Here is a 17,383-nt window from a genome sequence, read left to right on the forward strand (position 1 = left end):
GGGGCTCCGCGCCACGGGGTTTGGGGTGGTTGCGGCGGCCGGAAGGCACCGGCCGGGCGTCCCACGCGAACCCCTTACCCCCGGAGATGGCCGGCGGACCGCGCCGCGGACCGCGGCGGCGTGGTGTCAGACGAGGGAAGGGGAGGCGTGGAACTGGCGGGTGAGGTAGTTGGACCAGGTCTGGTGGAAGGCGGTGGCGAGTCGGGAGTGCGGGGCGATGAGGTCGAAGGCGTGGTAGGCGCCGGGGTAGAGGTGGAGTTCGACCGGGACGCCGTGGGCCCGCAGGCGGGCCGCGTAGTCGAGGTCCTCGTCGCGGAAGCAGTCGAGGTCGCCGACGGTGATGAAGGTGGGTGGCAGGGCGCCGAGGTCGGTGGTGCGCGCGGGGGCGGAGTAGGGGCAGACGTCGTCGGTGCCGGCGCGGTCGCCCAGGATCGCCTGCCAGGCGAGCAGGTTGGTCGAGCGGTCCCAGATGCCGATGTCGGTGATCTCGTGGCTCGACGCGGTGCGGTTGCGGTCGTCGAGCATGGGATAGGTAAGTGACTGGAACAGGGGTGTCACGCCGCCGCGGTCGCGGATCAGGAGGGTCGTGGCCGCCGCGACGCCTCCGCCGCCGCTCTGGCCCGCGATGCCGATGCGGGCGCCGTCCAGGCCCAGGGCGTCCGCCTCGCGGCCGAGCCACTGGTAGGCGGTGAAGCCGTCCTCGGCGGCGCCGGGGGCGGGTGTCTCGGGGGCGAGCCGGTAGTCGACCACGGCGACGGCGCAGCCGACGCTCGCGCCGAGCCGGGTGAGCCACGGGTCGTCCTGGGCGGCGAAGCCGAGCACCTGTCCGCCGCCGTGGAACCAGAGCAGGACCGGCAGAGGTCCGGGCGCTCCGGTGGGGCGCAGAAGGCGGATCGGTACGTCGGGGCCGTCCGTCCGGCTCGCGAGGTGCGTCTCGACGGTCACCGACGGGTCGCCGGGTTGGGCGTCGGCGGCGGCCTCGGCCTGGGCGCGGAACGCCGCGCGCGTTGCGGCGAGGTCTGTCAGGTCGAACGCGCCGTTGGGGGTCATGGGGACCGCGTCGAGGGCCAGGCTCAGTTCCTGGTCCATCAGTTGACGGGATGCGGGCATGGTCGTTCCTGCTTTCGGGAGAGGCGTTTCAGGGGCGGAACGAGTCGATGACGACCACACCGGTGGGTCCGTAGGTCTCCAGGGACTCCAGGACCTCGCTCGCCTCGTGGAGGCCGACGGTGCGCGAGACGATGCGGCCGGGGGCGAGGCGGCCGGCGGCGATCATGTTCAGCATCGTGCCGAAGCGCTGGCCCTGCATGCCGAAGGCGCTCAGGAACTCCAGTTCCTTGACCATCATGACGTCGACCGGCAGCGCGACGTCCCCCTGTTCCGCAGCGGTGGTGTGACCGAGCTGGAGGTGGCGGCCCCGGGTGCGCAGGGAGAGGACGGAGTTGCGGCAGGCGGCGGCGATGCCCACCGCGTCGACCGACACGTGTGCACCGCCGCCGGTGAGGGTCTTCACCGCTTCGGCGGGGTCGTCGGTCGCCGCGTTGACGGTGTGGACGGCGCCGAGTGCGCGTGCGGCGTCCAGCTTGTCTTCCGTGATGTCGATCGCGATGACGTTGGCGCCCGTCGCCGCGGCGATCTCGACAGTCGACAGTCCCATGCCGCCCCCGGCGCCGTACACCGCGACCCACTCGCCGCCGCGGACCCGCGCCTGGTCGACGACGCCGTGGAAGGCGGTCATGTAGCGGCAGGCCAGCGCGGCGACGTCGACGAAGTCGACGCCCTCCGGTACCTCGACCAGGTTGACGTCGGCGAAGCGGACCATGACGTACTCGGCGAAGGCGCCCCAGTAGGAGACCCCCGGTACGAGCGAGTCCACGTGCTCGCAGACGTGCTGGTTGCCGCTGCGACACATCTCGCACGCGCCCTCGCCGGGGTTCATCGGGAAGATGACGCGGTCTCCCTCCTTCCACCCCCGCACCTCGCGGCCGACCTCCACGACGGTGCCGGCGAACTCGTGGCCGAGGACGAACGGGGCCTCGACACGCGGTCCGCCCGTCCAGAACTCCCCCGCCCACAGGGCCCAGTCGGTCCGGCAGATCCCGTTCGCCCCGACGCGCACGATCGCGCCGTCCGGCGGGCAGGCGGGTTCCGGCACGTCGCGGATGACGAGCGGCTTGTGGAGTTCCTCGATGACTGCGGCGCGCATGGCGCGGCCTCCTCGTGCTGCGGGGGTGGCGGGAGCGGCGGGCAACCGCCCAAAGTCCACCTGTTCAAGTGGTGGACTTGAAAGCTAGCCGCTTGCCCGGAATCGTGTCAACCACTTAAAGTGGTGGACATGGACGACAGGGACGACAGGACCGGCAGCCGCGAGGGGCGCCAGCGCGCCAAGGCCGACTTCCGCTTCGACGACGCGCGACTGTGCTTCGCCTTCGCGGGCACCCTGGCCGACCGCGGCACGGACGCGCCCTTCGAACGGCTGGCCCGGCCCGAGGACTTCAGCCGCTGGGCCGTCGAGAGCGACTGCACGACAGCGGCGCCGCCCTGCACCGAGGCCGACCTCGGCCGCGCCAGGCGGCTGCGTGAGGCGATCCAGCGGACCGGCCTCGCCCTGGCGGACTCCGCACCGCCCTCGCCCGAGGACGTCGCGCTCGTCAACCGCGCCGCCGCCGAACCCCCCTCGACACCCGAACTCGCCCCCGACGCGACCACCGTGCGCTGGCACGGCGACACGGTCGCGGCGGTGCTCTCGACGGTCGCCCGGGATCTGATCGCCCTCTGCGCGTCGGAGCACCGCACCCGCGTCCGCATCTGCGGGAACCCCGACTGCGGTGTCCCCTTCGTCGACACCTCGCGCGCGGGTGCCCGCCGCTGGTGCTCGATGAAGACCTGTGGCGCGCTCGTCAAGAAGCGCGCCTACCGGGCGAGGCTGCAGACACCCGCCGACGGCGCCCGGTAACGCTTCGCGCCCTGCCGGGGCCGTTCACGACGCGCAGGGAGCCGGGCAGGTGGGTGCTGGGCCCGCCGGGGCGGTGCCGGCCAGGACGTGGACTCCGGGGAGTCCAAGTGGACGAGGCCGCGGAGCAGAGCCGCGGCGATCCGGGGCCGGGAGGGCCGGCCGCTCACACCCGGGTCTGCAGCACCCGGCCCGGCCGGAGCGATCCGTCCGATCGGAGTTCCTCGAACTCCAGGGCCGTTGTGAGGCCCAACTCCTCGTACTCGCGCACCAGGCGGCCGTCCTCACCGGCCCAGCAGTGCGTCCGGAGCAACTGCGCGCCACGCCGGACGGCCTCGGCCCGAGCGTCGGCGACGAGGGTCTCCATGGTGAGCTGCCGACCGCGCCTGCGGCCCGTACCGGCTCCGCCGGGCGGCCGGTGCTCCGCTGTTCGCCGCCCTCCCCCGGGGCTGGCAGCACGACCGACCGCGCCGAACGATGCCGGGCTCCGGCCGGCGCCCGCGCGGCGACCCGGCTCCGCGTTTCGGCACTCGGCGGCCCTGGCCGACAGCAGCCTTCCGCCCGGGGCCGGTGTTCACAACCTGTTCCGATCATGTGAGATGACTACCTGTCAGATCATTTCTGGCGTAGCGTTTTCGCCATGGGGCGGGAGGATCCTTGGCTGGCGCGCATCGAGGACACCCAGGGGCGCGTGCACGGTGCCGGGACGATGCTCGACGGCGAGTACGTGCTGACGTGTGCGCATGTGGTCGAGGAGGCCATCGCCGCCGGGCGTGAAGCCGATCGCGAGGTCCGGGTCCGGATCGCCGGACGTCCCGACGACGCCTACCCGGCGACCGTTGTCGAGAGCTGCTGGCAGCCGCCGTTACCGGACCAGCGCGGGGATGTGGCGATCCTCGCCCTGCGGTCCGTGGTGCCGGGCGCACCGCGCGCGAGGATCCGGCGGACCTGGCAGCACGACGAGATCGTGCGCATCTTCGGCTTCCCGGCGGGTACCGACAACGGCCAACTGGTCAACGCGAGGATCACCTCGTACGACTTCACCGGGGAGCGGGTCCAGCTCGACGCGGTACTGGAGCAGCGCGTCGGCCGCGGGTTCAGCGGTGCGGCGGCGCTCGCCGCGGACGGTCAGATCCTCGGCGTGATCGCGGTCGTCCGGGCACCGCTCGCCGAGAGCAGCTGGATGATCGCGGTCCGGACGCTGTACAGGTACGCGAGCGCGGTGCTCGACGGGCACCTGACGAGCCGGCCCTCGCAGGTACTGCCGGGCGACTGGCCGTCGCCGCAGGTCCCGGAGGTCCTGGACGACCCGGTGCAGCTCGCGCTGACCCGGCACCTGGTCGGCTGGCTGGCGTCCGACGGGCCGGGCGGGGTCTGTGCGATCGGCGGTGGCGGCGCGGTCGCGCTGACGTCCCGCCTGGTGGGCCTGACGGTGCCGGGCTACCGTCGGGCGGCCCCCGACGAAACCGTGAGCGGCGCCCCGCCCGGCACCGTCCCACAGCTGGGCGAGGTGGACGCCGCCGTCGACGCGACCGGGCGGACGACGGAGCAGGTCGCCCAGCAGCTCGCGGAGAGTCTGAGCCTGCTGACCGACCGTGTCAGCGATGACCTCGCCCACCAGCTGGAGGAGTTGGGCTCACCGATAGTTGTCGTGGTGAACGCGGTCGACCTGGCGGCCGACCCCGGAGAGCTGTACTACCGGCTGCTGGAACCGATCGCCGCGCGGGCGTCGAGCATCGGCGTGCGCCTGCTGCTCGCCTACCACGGCGCCCCTCCGCGCTATGTCCGCAGTGCGGTCGCGGCGAGCCTCGGGCAGCCCGCCGCGGCCGTCTCGCCGAGCGGTCGGCACGGCGGAGAGACAGAGCTCGGCGACCGACTCGGACGGCTCGACCGGTTGGTCGAGGAGGTCGACGCGGCCGAGCGCGACGCCCGGGCGTGCCGTGACTACGTCGCGCCGCGGATCCTCGGCGCACCGCCGCCACAGGTCGCCGGCGCGGCCGCGCTCGCGGTCCGTCTGCGGGTGCTGCGGGACACCGGCCCGGCCGCCGCCGGGTCCACCCTCCGGGGATGGCTGCTGGGGGAACTCGGCTCCTGCGAGGAGGCAGCCGCCCGGTCGCTGGTGCGGGCCCGGCGATTGAACGCCGAGTGCACGGCCCTGCTCGCCCGGCGGAACCGGGCCCGGGGGCGGCTGGACGCCTACCGTTCGGAGGCCGCGGCGCGCGGCCTGATCGAGGAACTGGGCGAGTCGTACGAGGCGGCCCGGCGGCTGCTCTACAGCGGTGGATGCGACCTGCCGCTCGCCGAGCTCCGGGTCGAGGAGTACCACCGGGCCGTTCGGCGCGAGATCGACGGGAGGCAGGCATGAACCGGTGCAGCCGTCCTGGCTGTGGTGGCGAACTCGACGCGACCACCTACTGCCGGCGCTGCCTGCTTCCGCCGCCGGTGGCCGCGCCGACGGGCGGTGGCCGGCTGCCGGCCGCAAGCGGCACCGGGGAGCGGGCCCCGGGGCGGTCGGTTGCGGTGAGCACCAACCGCGGCACGGTGCCGTCCGCGCGCCCCGCAGAGCCCGTACAGCCGCCGCGCCCGTTCGGCGACGACCCCTGGTGGGGACTGGGCCTCGTCACACTGCCGACGATCGCCGGACCGGAGCCGAACCGCGCGGTCAGAGCCGCTCCGCGAATCCCGGAGGAGCGCAGGCTCTGCCCCGATCCCGCCTGCCGCCGCCCCGTGGGCACGGGTCTCGACGGCCAGCCGAGCCTGTTGGAGGGGCGCTGCCCGTACGACGGGACGGCCTACTCGTTCGTGCCGAGACTCAGCCGGGGCGACCTGCTGGCGGACCGCTACCGGGTCGAGGGCTGCATCGGGCACGGGGGCTTCGGCTGGGTCTACCTCGCCCACGACGAGCGCCTGAACAACCGTCCGGTGGCGCTCAAAGGCCTGATCGACGCGGCGGACCCCGCGCGGGTCGAGGAGGCCGCCGAGGAGAAGCGGTTCCTGATCGAGCTCAGGCACGACGACATCGTCGACATCTACGACTTCGTGACACACGAGCCGGCAGGCGGGTCCCAGCACGGCTACCACGGCTACCTCGTGATGGAGTACGTACCCGGCTACTCCCTGGAGCGCCCGGAGCTGTTCGGCCGGCTGGAGACCGAGCAGGTCATCGGCTACGTCCTGCGCGTGCTCCGGGCGTTCCAGTACCTCCACGACAGCCGGTACCTGTTCTGCGACCTGAAGCCGAGCAACCTGATGGTGTACGGCTCCCGGATCAAGCTGATCGACCTCGGCGCGGTGCGCGAGGCCGGGGCAGTGGGCAGCGGAGCGTACTCGGAGGAGTACATGGCCCCGGAGCTGATGGTCACCGGGCCCACCGTCGCCACCGACCTCCACACGGTGGGCAGGACCCTGGAGTCGCTCTTCCGGTGGTACACCGCCGACCCGGACAGTGCCCGCTTCACCTCGCTGCGCCGGCTCATCAGCCGCGCCACCCATCACGATCCGCAGCTGCGCTTCGCCTCGGCAGCCGACCTGGCGGGCCAACTGAGCGGCGTGCTGCGCGAGTTGGTATCCCACCGGGACAGTACCCAGTACACCGCGCCGTCGCTGCTCTTCGCCCGCTCCACCACGCTGATCGACCCCGGGCTCGGGACGGTGCCGCCGCTCGACCGGTGGACGAGCACCGCGGCGCTGCGGGCGGCGGTCGAGGGCAGCTGCCGCCCGCTCGCCACCGCGCCGCCCACGCCGGTCATGGCGGCGGCCGGGCTGCCCGAGCCGCTGGTCGACGCCCGCGACTCCGCCGCCGGCTTCCTCCGGGCGTCGGTCAGCACCGATCCTGCGGTCGCCCTCTCCCAACTCGCCTCCTACGCCGATCCCGTCCCGGCCTCCGCCCGTGCTTCCTCGCCCGAGGTCGAGTTGCTGCGCTGCCGACTCCACCTGCGGCTCGACGACATCGGGGCGGCGCGCGCCGCGCTGGACCGGGCGAGGGGCCTGCTGCGGCCCGGGTGGCGGCTCAACTGGCACGAGGGGCTGACAGCCCTGGCCGAGCAGCAGTTCGGCGGCGCGGAGAAGATGTTCACCTCCTGCTGCCAGATGCTGCCGGGCGAGCTCGCGCCGCAGCTCGCACTGGCACTGTGCGCCGAGTACCGAGCGGCGACCGAGGAGGAGCTCGACGCCGCATCGGCGGCCTACCTGGCGGTGTGGCGGACCGACAGCTGGCACGAGAGCGCCGCCTTCGGCCACGCCCGGACGAGGCTCCGGCGCGGCGACCGGGCCGGTGCGGTCTCGGCGTTGCGGCAGATACCCGACACCTCACCGCACCATCGGGCGGCGCGGATCGCCGCGCTGCGGATCCACACAGGGCGGCTCGGCGCGGGCCCCGGGGGCCTGCCCGACCGAGCGGACCTCGCCGAAGCCGAACAGCTGCTGGCCACACTGCCGCTGGACGAACCCGAGCGGCGCCGGCTGGCCGCCCTGATCCTGGAGGCCAGGCTCGACCGCCTGCGCACCCCGCGACCGGGCCGGACCGCCTCCGACGACGGCGTCACGGAGCACGAGCTCCGGTCGGACCTGGAGAGGGAATACCGGGCGTTCGCCCACGGGGCACCCGACGCGAACCGCCACACCGTTCTCGTCGATCTGGCCAACGCCGTGAGGCCGGTCACCACGCGGTGAACCGGCAGTCCTGGACGGATCGTCAATCTTGCCCTACAGACGAGGAACTGGCACATGACCGAAGCACCGAGCGTCACCCTGGAGGCCAACTACGACAAGTACCGATCCCTGGACGAACGCGAGGTGCACGTCTACCTCAGCGTGGTCGCGAGCACCGCAGCCGACCGGCGGGCGAGCCCGCCGAGCGATGCGCAGTTCGCCGAGGTCATCCTGCTGGACCAATCGGGGTCGATGAGCGATCCGCGCACCAAGCTCCAACGTGCCAAGGAGGCGAGTTGCGCCGCCATCGACACCCTGCGCGAGGGAACCCGCTTCGCGGTGGTCGCCGGTACCCACCAGGCAACCATGATCTACCCTCGGGAGTCCTTCCTCGCCCCGGCGAACGCCGTCACCCGTGCGGAGGCGAAGCAGGCCGTCAACCGGATCGCCCCAGGCGCCCAGGGCACGGTCATCGGCGCCTGGCTCGACAAGGCCCGTGAACTGCTCGAACCGCACGGCGATCTGATCTGCCACGCGCTCCTGCTCACCGACGGACGCAACGAGCACCAGGACCGGTCGGCGCGGTCGATGGAGACCGTACTCGCCGACTGCCGTTCCGTGTTCACCTGCGACGCCCGCGGTATCGGCGCGGACTGGGAGCCCGCCGAACTGCGGCGGATCGCCGAGGAGCTCCAGGGCACCGCGGACGCGGTGCCCGACCTGGCCGACCTGGCGCCCGACTTCCGCGCGCTGATCCGCGTCGCCATGGGCCGCACGCTGTCCGACCTGGCCCTGCGCGTGCGCTGCGCACCGGGAGTGTCGGTGTCCGTCCTCGAACAGGCCCACCCGGCGCTGGCCGACCTGGTCGGCCACCGCCTGCCGCTGGCCGGAACAGCGGCGGCCGACTACCCGACCGGCCCCTGGAGCAGCGAGGCACGCCGGTATGTCGCGACCTTCGCCGTGACCGGCGACCGGACGGTCGGCGCCGACGCGGAGACCCTGGCTTCCATCGAAGTGGTCACCGGATCGATCGGCACCGAACTGGCCACACCCGTCAGCCCGGTGGAGGTGATCAGCGCGCGCTGGCTCGACCAGCCGGCCCCGGAGACCGTCCTCGGGGCCGATCGGCGCCGCCACGAGCGGGAGAAGGAGCTGTACGACCTCAGATGGCGGGGCGGGGCACTGTTCCGCCAGGGTGACCGCCACGGGGCGCGCGATGCCTGGGGCCGGGCCGTGGCGCTCGCCACCGAGCTGCGCAACGAGGACGCGCTCCGGCGGCTGGGCAAGGTCGTCCGGGTCGAGGATGCCGTTCGCGGCGTGGTCAGCCTGCTACCGGAGCTTGATCCGGACTACGTCCTGCAGGCCATGATGGGCACGGCCACCAGCACCTCGTACGGCCTCTCGCGCACCCCGACGACGAGGGCCGATCCGGCGCCCGGGTTCCCGTCGGCCCCGGGGCCCGACTGCCCGAGGTGCGGCCGGGTCGCGGTGGTCGGCGCGCGGTACTGCGAGAACCTCGACTGCGACTACGAATTCACCGGCAGCTCACCGGTGACGGGCGGATGACGGCCCCGCCCGCGGTGGCGCCCGAAGCGGTGGCGGACGAACCGGCGACGCCCTCCACGACCGCGCGCACCCTGCGCCGGCTCCGCGGGGCGCTGGTGGCGGGCAGCCTGCTGACCGGGGCGCTGTGCCTGGTGGTGTCCAGCCAGGCACACGGCGGAACCGACGCCGTCGGCGGGCGGGCCGCCCCTGCGGTGCTCCGGGCCGAGGCCGCGTACGGCGCGCTCGCGGATGCCCAACGCGCGGCGGTGCACGGCTTCCGGCAGGGCACCGTGGTCCTCGGCGGACTCGGCGAGCAGTACCGGAACGACATCGCCGCGATCAACCAGAACCTGGCGGAACTGGCCGGGGACACCGTGGCGGGCGCGACGGTCAGCAGCGATCTGCAACTCGTCGAGGGGCTCGTCGTCAACTACAACGCCGAGCTCGAACAGGCCGCCGCCGACTACCGGCAGACCGGTGAGCTCACCCGCGCCCTGCCGGCCCTGTGGTACGCGACCCTGCAGTACCGGGAGGTCTCGAACACGCTGGACCGGCTGCGGACGGAGGAGAACGCCGCGCTGGCCGACCGGCGCGGTTCGGTGTGGCTGGCGCGCACCGCAGATCTGCTGTTCCTGGTGCCGTTCGCGCTGGTGCTGGCGCTCTTCGCGCGGACACAGTCGGTGCTGCGCCGCCGGTTCCGGCGTCGGTTGAGCATCCGGTTGACGACTGCTGTGCTCGCCCTCACCGCGACGGCCCTGTTGTGCGGTCTGTCGCTCCACGTCTCGGACGGACGCCTGCGCTCGGCCCTGGACGGTCCGTTCGCCCGAGCCGTCACCCTGGCACAGGAGCAGGCGAGCCGGTCCGCCGCCCAGGCCGACAGGGACCTGTACGCCATCGTCACGCAGGCCTGCCCGGCCGCCGGGTCCTGCGGGACCCACCTGGCACCGCAGGCGTCCGGACCCGCGACCGCCGAGCCGGGGCGGACAGGTCACCACCAGGCCGAGGCCGAGGCCGCGTTCACCAGTGGTGCCACCGACGCGGAGGCCTACTCCTCCGTCCTCCTGGCACTTCTCGCGCTGCTGACCTCAGTCGCAGCCACGGCGGCCGCTCTCGCGCTGAATCCGCGCATCGACGAGTACCGGTTCGGAGGCCAGTGATGCGGCAGAGGCGACAGGCAGCTCTCCGGCTCCTTCTGGTCCTCACCCTGCTGGCGGCGTCGGCCGCCTGCCTCGGAGGCTCGTCCGGCCGGCGCGTCCTGGTCATCATGACACCCTGGACCGCCGAGGCCGAGAGGAACTCCTTCCAAGCAGTACTCACGGCCTTCAAGGCCGAGACCGGCATCACCGTCCACGCCTCCCCCACCCGGGCGCTCGACCAGGTACTGCGGACCGCCGTACAGAAGCGCGAGGCACCGGACCTCGCTGTCATGGCGAACCCCGGGGCGCTGCGCTCCTACGCGCAGCAGGGCGACCTGGTCCGGCTGGACCGCTTCCAGGACAGGGCACTCGGCAGCGGACTCGTCGATCTGCTGAGGTCCGACTACGGCCCCCCGTGGTCCCGCGCCGGGGAGGCCGTGAACGGCGATCCGTACGCGGTCATGGTCAAAGCCTCCGTCAAGAGCCTCATCTGGTACGCACCCCAGCGGCTCGCCACCCGGCCGCCCGACACCTGGGCCGGCTTGGTGGGCGTCGGCCGGTCGATGGTCCAGCGGGGCGACACGCCCTGGTGCCTGGCCCTGGCCGACCCGCCCAACTCGGGGTGGCCGGGCACCGACTGGATCGAGGACATCCTGCTGCACCAGTCGGGTGCCGACATCTACACGGACTGGGTCGACGGCAAGCTCGACTGGACATCGCCGCAGGTCAGAGAGGCCTGGCAGGCATGGGGCCAGATCTTCACCGCAGAGGGCTCGATCCACGGCGGCCCGCTGACCGCGCTCCTGACCGGCTACGGCGAGGGGGCCTATCCGCTCTTCACCGCATCGCCCGGCTGCTACTTCGAGCACGGCGCCCCCGTCACCCCGGACCCCACCGCAGTGACCAAACCCCTCCCGGGAAAGGACTACGACTTCGTCCCGTTCCCCGAGTTCCGGCCGACACCGACGCCGACGCCGGCGTACGAGGTGTCGGGAGATCTCGTCGCGATGTTCCACGACTCGCCCGAGGCGGAGCGGTTCATGGCCTTCCTCGCGAGCCCGCAGGCCCAGCAGATCTGGCCGGGCCTGCAGCCGGAGTCGGCTTTCTCCGCCAACCGCGCCGTCGCCACGCGGCTGGCGTCCGGTCACGCCACCGGCAGCGTCGCCCGCCGGATCGACGAGTTGCTGACCTCGTCCGCCATCCTCTGCTTCGACGCCTCGGACAGCATGCCCAGCAGCATGGCAGCCGCGTTCAACCGCGCGGTGCTCGACTATCTGAACGACCCGACCCGACTGCCGACGATCCTCGCCGGGCTGGACAAGGTCCGGGCCGACGCCTATCCGCCGTCGACGCAGAGCTCCGTCTGCGCACACTCATCCCCAGGCCAGGAGGCCAAGTGACAACACGTACCGAATTCGCCCTCGCGTCCGGCGGGACGCTGGTGGTCGAGAGCGAGGACACCGGCGCAGGCGTCGCGCCTGCGGGCCGGGGAACTCTGGAGAGAGCGGGCGCCACGGTGCGGGACTCGCTGCACACCGTGGTCAACACGGCATCCGACGTGATCGAAGCGTTCCGTGCCCTGCCACGCCGGCCTGACGAGATCGAGGTCGGGTTCGGCGTCAAGCTGGACGGCAGCGTCGGCGTGATCCTGGCGGGCGGCACCGCCGGCGTCCACTTCAACGTGACGCTCCGCTGGTCCCCCGAGGAACCCGCCGGCGAGGCCGACGAGGAGGAGTGACCGCAGCTGCCCGGTGCGAGTCGCAGGCCCCGGCCCCGCGACTCACACCCGGCATCGCGCGGCCACGGCGGGACGCGTCCGAGCAGGCGGCCGGCGGTCTCCACAACGAACCCCGCCCCGGCCACACCCGCTCGCGCGGTGCATCGCCCCCTCGGTGAGCCCGACTATCCCGCCTGCCGGGCCCGGTGGGCCGCGATCAGATCGCGGTACCAGGCGTAGGACGCCCTCGGGGTTCGCTTCTGCGTCGCAAAGTCGACGTGGACGAGGCCGAAGCGCTGGTGGTAGCCCTCGGCCCACTCGTAGTTGTCGAGGAGGGACCACGTGTAGTAGCCGCGGACGTCGACGCCTTGGGCGAGAGCGGCGGCGAGGGCGTCGAGGTGGCCGGCGAGGTAGTCGATGCGGAAGGTGTCGTCGAGCTCCTCGGTGGTGGAGCAGCCGTTCTCGGTGATGGTGACGGGCGGAAGGGCGGCGCCGTAGCGGTCGCGGAGGCCGGTGAGGAGTTCGCGCAGGCCGTCGGGGACGACGGGCCAGTCGAAGGTGGTGCGGGGGACGCCCTCGATCGGGGCTTCGGCGAAGGGGAGGCCCGGCTCGGTGGGGGCGGCGATGCGGGTGGGGTTGTAGTAGTTGACGCCGAGGCCGTCGAGCGGGGTGGCGGTGATGAGCTTCAGGTCGCCGTCGTGGACGCTGCCGCCGAGGTCGGGGCCGACGCCGTAGGCGGAGAGGTCGGGGTAGCGGCCGAGGAGGAGGGGGTCGGTGAACAGGCGGTTGTGGAGGGCGTCGTAGGCCTCGGCGGCGGCGAGGTCGGCGTCGGCGGACGAGGCGGGCCACACGGGGGTGAGGTTGTTGGCGATCAGGACGTCCAGGCCGCGTTCGCGCAGCGCGGCGGCGGCCAGGCCGTGGGCGAGGAGCTGGTGGTGGGCCACCGGCAGGGCGTCGAGCATCAGGGCACGGCCGGGGGCGTGGATGCCGAGGGCGTAGCCGTAGACCATGTGCACGAAGGGCTCGTTGAGGGTGATCCAGGCGGGGACGCGGTCCCCCAGGCGGTCGGCGACGATCGCGGTGTACTCGGCGAAGCGGTACGCGGTGTCGCGGTTCAGCCAGCCGCCCGCGTCTTCCAGGGTCTGCGGGAGGTCCCAGTGGAAGAGGGTGGGCAGCGGGGTGATGCCGACGGCTAGCAGGGCGTCCACCAGCCGGTCGTAGAAGTCGAGGCCGGCGGGGTTCACCGCGCCCTCGCCGGTGGGCCGGATGCGGGGCCAGGCGACGGAGAAGCGGTAGCCGTCCAGCCCGAGGCCCTTCATCAGGGCGATGTCCTCGGGGTAGCGGTGGTAGTGGTCGCAGGCCACCGCCCCGGTGTGGCCGTCGCGGACGGCGCCGGGGCGGGCGGCGAACGTGTCCCAGACGGACGGCCCGCGCCCGTCCTCGTCCACCGCCCCCTCGATCTGGTACGCAGCGGTGGAGGCTCCCCAGCGGAAGCCCGCCGGGAGGTCGAGTCGGTGCGGCATGGCCGGACTCCCTGCTCACGTGGCGATGAACGCCCATGGACGAACATGAGGGGTACTCATGTTAGTGGTCGGCGGCCGAAACGCCAGACGCGTCCGACGGGCGGCCGGCGACGTCTGGGGTGGGCGTCCGGCCGGTTGGGGTAGAAGGGGCAGGAAGTGGACGAACCGATCCGACCGTGGAGACGTCCGCCCACTCCGGGGAACGGTCACCGAACAGAGGAGGACACGGTCGTGGAGACCTTCACGGGGCGCCCGGGCCGTCGCGCAGTGCTGACCCTCGGTGCGGGCGCGGCGCTCACGGCGGCGATGCCGGCGGGCGGGGCGGCCCGCGCCTCGGGCGGCGGCCGGCCGAGCGGCGACGCGGTGATCAGGAGGCTGGCCGACCTCGAACGGCAGCACGACGCTCGCCTGGGCGTGTTCGCGCAGGACACCGTCACCGGCAGGACCGTCGGCTACCGGGCCGACGAGCTCTTCCCGATCTGCTCGGTGCACAAGACGCTCACCGCCGCCGCGGTCCTCAGGGACCTCGACCGGGACGGCGAGTTCCTGGCCCGGCGGATCCGGTACACCGCGAAGGACGTCACGGACGCGGGGTACGCCCCGATCACGGGCAGGCCCGAGCACCTCGCGAACGGCATGACCGTCGCGGAGTTGTGTGCCGCCGCCATCGCCTACAGCGACAACGCCGCCGACAACCTCCTGCTCCGCGAGCTCGGCGGGCCTTCGGCGATCACCCGCTTCGCCCGGTCCCTCGGCGACGGCGTGACGCGGCTCGACCGGTGGGAGCCCGAGCTGAACTCCGCCGAACCGGGGCGGCCGACGGACACCACCAGCCCGGCCGCCATCGGACGCAGCCACCGGGAACTGGTGCTCGGGAACGCCCTCCCCCCGCAGGACCGACGGCGGCTGACCGCGTGGCTACGGGCCAACACCACCGGCGCCGCCCGCCTCCGCGCCGGACTCCCCGAGGGCTGGTCCCTCGCGGACAAGACCGGCACCGGCGGCTACGGCACCACCAACGACGTCGGCGTCGCCCGGACACCGGACGGCACGCACGTCGTCCTGGCCGTCCTGTCCACCAAGCGGGACGCTGCCGCGCCGGCGGACGAACCACTGGTCGCGCGGGCCGCCGCCGTACTGGCGGCAGCCCTCCGGAGTCCACGGGAAGCCGCGGCCTGACGGAGCGTCATATTTGGTCCGCGCCACGACCGGAGCTTGCGTCACCCCGGGCCTCAGGAGCCGCACCCGAACCGGTACGTCTGCGCACTCCCGCACGGCGGCGAAGCCCTCTACGCTGTGCGGCATGCCTCTGTTCCGACGGGCCAAGAAGTCCGGCGACCTCGGTAACTCCCCTGTGCCTCCTTGGTGTTCCTGGCTCGGCCCGGCCGAGTGGCAGGCGTTCCAGGACGTACTGGCCGACATCTTCCTCGACGGCAGCGACTCCGGTCCGCCGATGAACTTCGGCGACCGGCAGCACCTGCGGCTCGGCGCAGCCGACGAACCGGGCATCGCGCTCGACCTCGCCGAGATCGCCCGGCTCGTCAGCGACCTGCCCCACGACCAGTGGCGCAGCGCCACCGTCGACTACCTCAACGGGCAGCTCTCCCTACGCGACCGTCGCGAAGCCCTCTACCGGGCGGGCTTCGACGAGGTGCGCCACCTGCTCATGCCCAGGCTGGTCCGCGCCGACACCGTCGGCGACCACCACGGGTTGGCGCTCTCCCTGACCGGCGATCTGGCGGCCGTCCTCGTGCTGCGCTTCGCCGACAACCTGTCGGCCGCGGTGCCCCCGGCCCAGTTCGAGTCCTGGAACCTGAGCGCGGAAGAGGTGTGGGACGCCGCTCTGGGGAACCTGCGCACCCACCCGGTCGACCTCGACAACGACGGCAAGCCGAACCCCATGGTGTCCGTGGAGGGTGAGAGCGGCTTCACCTGCACCCACGTCCTGCGCGCGCCCGAGCTGCTGGCCAGGCCCGCGCCCCTCGGCGTCCTCGCCATGGTCCCCCACGAGGAGTTCCTCTTCCTCCAGGCCGTGGACGACACCGACCTCCGTATCCAGCTGATCGCCTTCTCGATGGTGATCCGGCAGAACTGGGACGGCGCCTCCGCCGAGCACCGGTTGTCCCCGGACATCCTGTGGGTGCACGAAGGCGAGATCGAGACGGTGACCGTCGAACCCGCCCCTCCCGGCAGCAACCAGCCGGGCGTCATCAGCGGCTCCGAGCGATTCATCGCGCTGCTCTCCTCGATCCACCCCCCGGACCAGTATCCGGCGGCCTGACCGGCCGGCACGGTCACCGGCACCGGCACCGGCACCGGCACCGGCCGGGTCCCCACAGCGTGCGCCCGGACAGGCACGGGCACACGGGGCGCCGGGCGCCGGGGACGGCCGCCGTGAAGGTCGGCCCTACGGCGCGCCGAGTCCGGGCACCGCGTGCACGCTGGGCCAGACGGTGAACACCTCGTCGGTGCCGGTGACCTCCAGCAGCCGTTGCATCTGCGGGCCGGGCCCGGCGAGGACGAGCCTGGTCCCCGCCTCCTCGGCCTCCTGGCGGATCCGGAGGAGCGCGTTGAGGCAGGTGGAGTCGACGAAGGTGAGCGGGGCGAGGTCGACGACCAGCAGCACCGGACCGGCCGCCACAGCGCTCGACAGCGTCTCGTCGAGCACGTGCCGGCTCTCGTGGTCCACCTCGCCCTCGATCCGGCAGACAAGCGTCTTGACGGCGTGCTCGCTGGTGGTGACCCTCAGGCGCGCGCCACCCGCGCCCCCGGCGTCGGGGTGAGAGGCGGTCGGGCCGGACATCCGGGCTTCCTTCCGGCAGGGGAAGCGGTACGTCTCCGATCATCCCTCCGTCGCCCCCGGACCGGCCACCCCGACGGCGGCGGGGCGGTGGCGGAACGGCGGCGGGCGGCGCCGGGAGGGGGGGCGGGAGGGGGGAGGTACCGGCGCGAAGACGGGCGGCCGAACAGGGTTCCGGGCGCGCGCCCCACGTCCGCGCGGGTGATTGGCCCGACGTGCGCCGGATGCGGCACAGTGGCCCCATGAGCGCGGACACGAGGAGTCACCAGGCCCCCGGGCGGACCGGTGCCGGCCGGCGGCGGCCGGTGCAGCAGCGCAGCCAGGAACGGTACGAACGGATCCTCGACGCCTGCGCCGCCCTGCTCGACGAGGCCGGTGCCGCGGCGCTCACCACCAAGGAGGTGGCCCAGCGGGCCCAGGTGCCGATCGGCACGCTCTACCAGTTCTTCGCGGGCAAGGAGGACCTGCTGGCCGCGCTGGCCGGCCGGAACCTCGACCACTACCTGCACCGCCTCGACACCCGGCTGCGGTCCGGGACGCCCGCCGGGACGGCCGGATTCACCGACCTGGCGGTCGAGGAGTTCGTCGCGATGAAGCGGAGCGTGCCGGGCTTCGGCCAGGTGGACTTCGGGCTGGCCGGGGCGGCGGGGCCGACCGGCGTCCACGACGACCGGCATCTGCTGGACGCCGAGCTGGACAACAACGGCGCCGTCGCGCTGCGTCTCCAGGCGCTCGGTGGCGAGCTGTTCGCCACGACCGACCCGGCGGCACTGACGCTCGGGCTGCGCGTGGCGCTGGAGGCGGCGGACGCGGTGCTCAAGCTGGCCTTCCGCGGCGACCCGGAGGGCGATCCGGCGTTGATCGCCGAGTGCAAGCGGCTGGTCCGCTGCTACCTCGCCGAACACCTCGGCCCGCGCTGAGCGGCCGGCCTCCGGGCCGGACCCGCCGGACCCGCCGGCGGCGACCGGGGGCACCTTTCGGCAGCGTCTCCCTGCGTCGGCGCCCGGAAGCGGCCCCGGAGACGACCCCGGCGTCGGCCCCGGAGACGACCCCGGGCCG

General features: G+C 73.2%; 15 protein-coding genes. 10 read left to right on the forward strand and 5 right to left on the reverse strand.

Annotated features, from left to right (window positions below; all coding sequences use genetic code 11):
• Positions 1 to 126: 126 nt before the first annotated feature.
• Positions 127 to 1,110 carry an alpha/beta hydrolase gene (locus tag ABZY91_RS21300; protein WP_355404387.1) on the reverse strand — a complete coding sequence of 328 codons (984 nt, stop codon included), beginning with the start codon at positions 1,108 to 1,110 and terminating at the stop codon, positions 127 to 129.
• Between the two features lie 28 nt (positions 1,111 to 1,138).
• Positions 1,139 to 2,206, reverse strand: a complete 1,068-nt coding sequence (locus ABZY91_RS21305; protein ID WP_329885066.1) for an alcohol dehydrogenase catalytic domain-containing protein — start codon at positions 2,204 to 2,206, stop codon at positions 1,139 to 1,141.
• A gap of 129 nt (positions 2,207 to 2,335) precedes the next feature.
• Between ABZY91_RS21305 and ABZY91_RS21310 the strand changes: the two genes are divergently transcribed.
• Positions 2,336 to 2,956, forward strand: a complete 621-nt coding sequence (locus ABZY91_RS21310; RefSeq protein ID WP_355404391.1) for a CGNR zinc finger domain-containing protein — start codon at positions 2,336 to 2,338, stop codon at positions 2,954 to 2,956.
• A gap of 163 nt (positions 2,957 to 3,119) precedes the next feature.
• Here ABZY91_RS21310 and ABZY91_RS21315 read toward each other — a convergent pair whose 3' ends face one another.
• Positions 3,120 to 3,320 (reverse strand): hypothetical protein, encoded by a 201-nt coding sequence (locus tag ABZY91_RS21315; protein ID WP_355404394.1) that lies wholly within the window; start codon positions 3,318 to 3,320, stop codon positions 3,120 to 3,122.
• A gap of 273 nt (positions 3,321 to 3,593) precedes the next feature.
• On the opposite strand from ABZY91_RS21315, the gene ABZY91_RS21320 reads away from it, so the two are divergent.
• The 6 genes from ABZY91_RS21320 (at position 3,594) to ABZY91_RS21345 (ending at position 12,022) form a co-directional block, all read left to right on the forward strand.
• On the forward strand, positions 3,594 to 5,318 hold the full coding sequence (locus ABZY91_RS21320) for a trypsin-like peptidase domain-containing protein (RefSeq protein ID WP_355404397.1): 1,725 nt from the start codon (positions 3,594 to 3,596) through the stop codon (positions 5,316 to 5,318).
• 155 nt (positions 5,319 to 5,473) lie between these two features.
• Complete coding sequence (locus ABZY91_RS21325) at positions 5,474 to 7,624, forward strand: tetratricopeptide repeat protein (RefSeq protein WP_355404399.1); 2,151 nt, start codon at positions 5,474 to 5,476, stop codon at positions 7,622 to 7,624.
• Positions 7,625 to 7,678: 54 nt separating this feature from the next.
• Positions 7,679 to 9,169: a vWA domain-containing protein gene (locus tag ABZY91_RS21330; RefSeq protein WP_355404401.1), complete on the forward strand. Its 1,491-nt coding sequence runs from the start codon at positions 7,679 to 7,681 to the stop codon at positions 9,167 to 9,169.
• Positions 9,166 to 10,305 (forward strand): hypothetical protein, encoded by a 1,140-nt coding sequence (locus ABZY91_RS21335; protein WP_355404403.1) that lies wholly within the window; start codon positions 9,166 to 9,168, stop codon positions 10,303 to 10,305. Before ABZY91_RS21330 ends, ABZY91_RS21335 begins: the two co-directional genes overlap by 4 nt.
• Complete coding sequence (locus tag ABZY91_RS21340) at positions 10,305 to 11,684, forward strand: ABC transporter substrate-binding protein (protein WP_355404406.1); 1,380 nt, start codon at positions 10,305 to 10,307, stop codon at positions 11,682 to 11,684. The genes ABZY91_RS21335 and ABZY91_RS21340 overlap by 1 nt, the downstream gene beginning before the upstream one ends.
• Positions 11,681 to 12,022 (forward strand): CU044_2847 family protein, encoded by a 342-nt coding sequence (locus ABZY91_RS21345; protein WP_355404408.1) that lies wholly within the window; start codon positions 11,681 to 11,683, stop codon positions 12,020 to 12,022. The genes ABZY91_RS21340 and ABZY91_RS21345 overlap by 4 nt, the downstream gene beginning before the upstream one ends.
• A 164-nt stretch (positions 12,023 to 12,186) precedes the next feature.
• Here the strand turns inward: ABZY91_RS21345 and ABZY91_RS21350 are convergent, their stop codons facing one another.
• Positions 12,187 to 13,524 (reverse strand): GH1 family beta-glucosidase, encoded by a 1,338-nt coding sequence (locus ABZY91_RS21350; RefSeq protein ID WP_355404410.1) that lies wholly within the window; start codon positions 13,522 to 13,524, stop codon positions 12,187 to 12,189.
• A 231-nt stretch (positions 13,525 to 13,755) separates the two neighbouring features.
• Here ABZY91_RS21350 and bla point away from each other — a divergent pair, with 231 nt between their 5' ends.
• Positions 13,756 to 14,703 (forward strand): class A beta-lactamase, encoded by a 948-nt coding sequence (gene bla / locus ABZY91_RS21355; RefSeq protein ID WP_355404412.1) that lies wholly within the window; start codon positions 13,756 to 13,758, stop codon positions 14,701 to 14,703.
• 124 nt (positions 14,704 to 14,827) lie between these two features.
• Positions 14,828 to 15,805 carry a hypothetical protein gene (locus tag ABZY91_RS21360; RefSeq protein ID WP_355404414.1) on the forward strand — a complete coding sequence of 326 codons (978 nt, stop codon included), beginning with the start codon at positions 14,828 to 14,830 and terminating at the stop codon, positions 15,803 to 15,805.
• Between the two features lie 126 nt (positions 15,806 to 15,931).
• Here the strand turns inward: ABZY91_RS21360 and ABZY91_RS21365 are convergent, their stop codons facing one another.
• Positions 15,932 to 16,327, reverse strand: a complete 396-nt coding sequence (locus ABZY91_RS21365; protein WP_355404416.1) for an STAS domain-containing protein — start codon at positions 16,325 to 16,327, stop codon at positions 15,932 to 15,934.
• A 239-nt stretch (positions 16,328 to 16,566) separates the two neighbouring features.
• Here ABZY91_RS21365 and ABZY91_RS21370 point away from each other — a divergent pair, with 239 nt between their 5' ends.
• Positions 16,567 to 17,244 (forward strand): TetR family transcriptional regulator, encoded by a 678-nt coding sequence (locus ABZY91_RS21370; RefSeq protein ID WP_355404418.1) that lies wholly within the window; start codon positions 16,567 to 16,569, stop codon positions 17,242 to 17,244.
• Positions 17,245 to 17,383 lie beyond the last annotated feature (139 nt).

It is taken from the genome of Kitasatospora sp. NPDC002965 (assembly GCF_040611255.1).
Taxonomy (GTDB): Bacteria; Actinomycetota; Actinomycetes; order Streptomycetales; family Streptomycetaceae; genus Kitasatospora.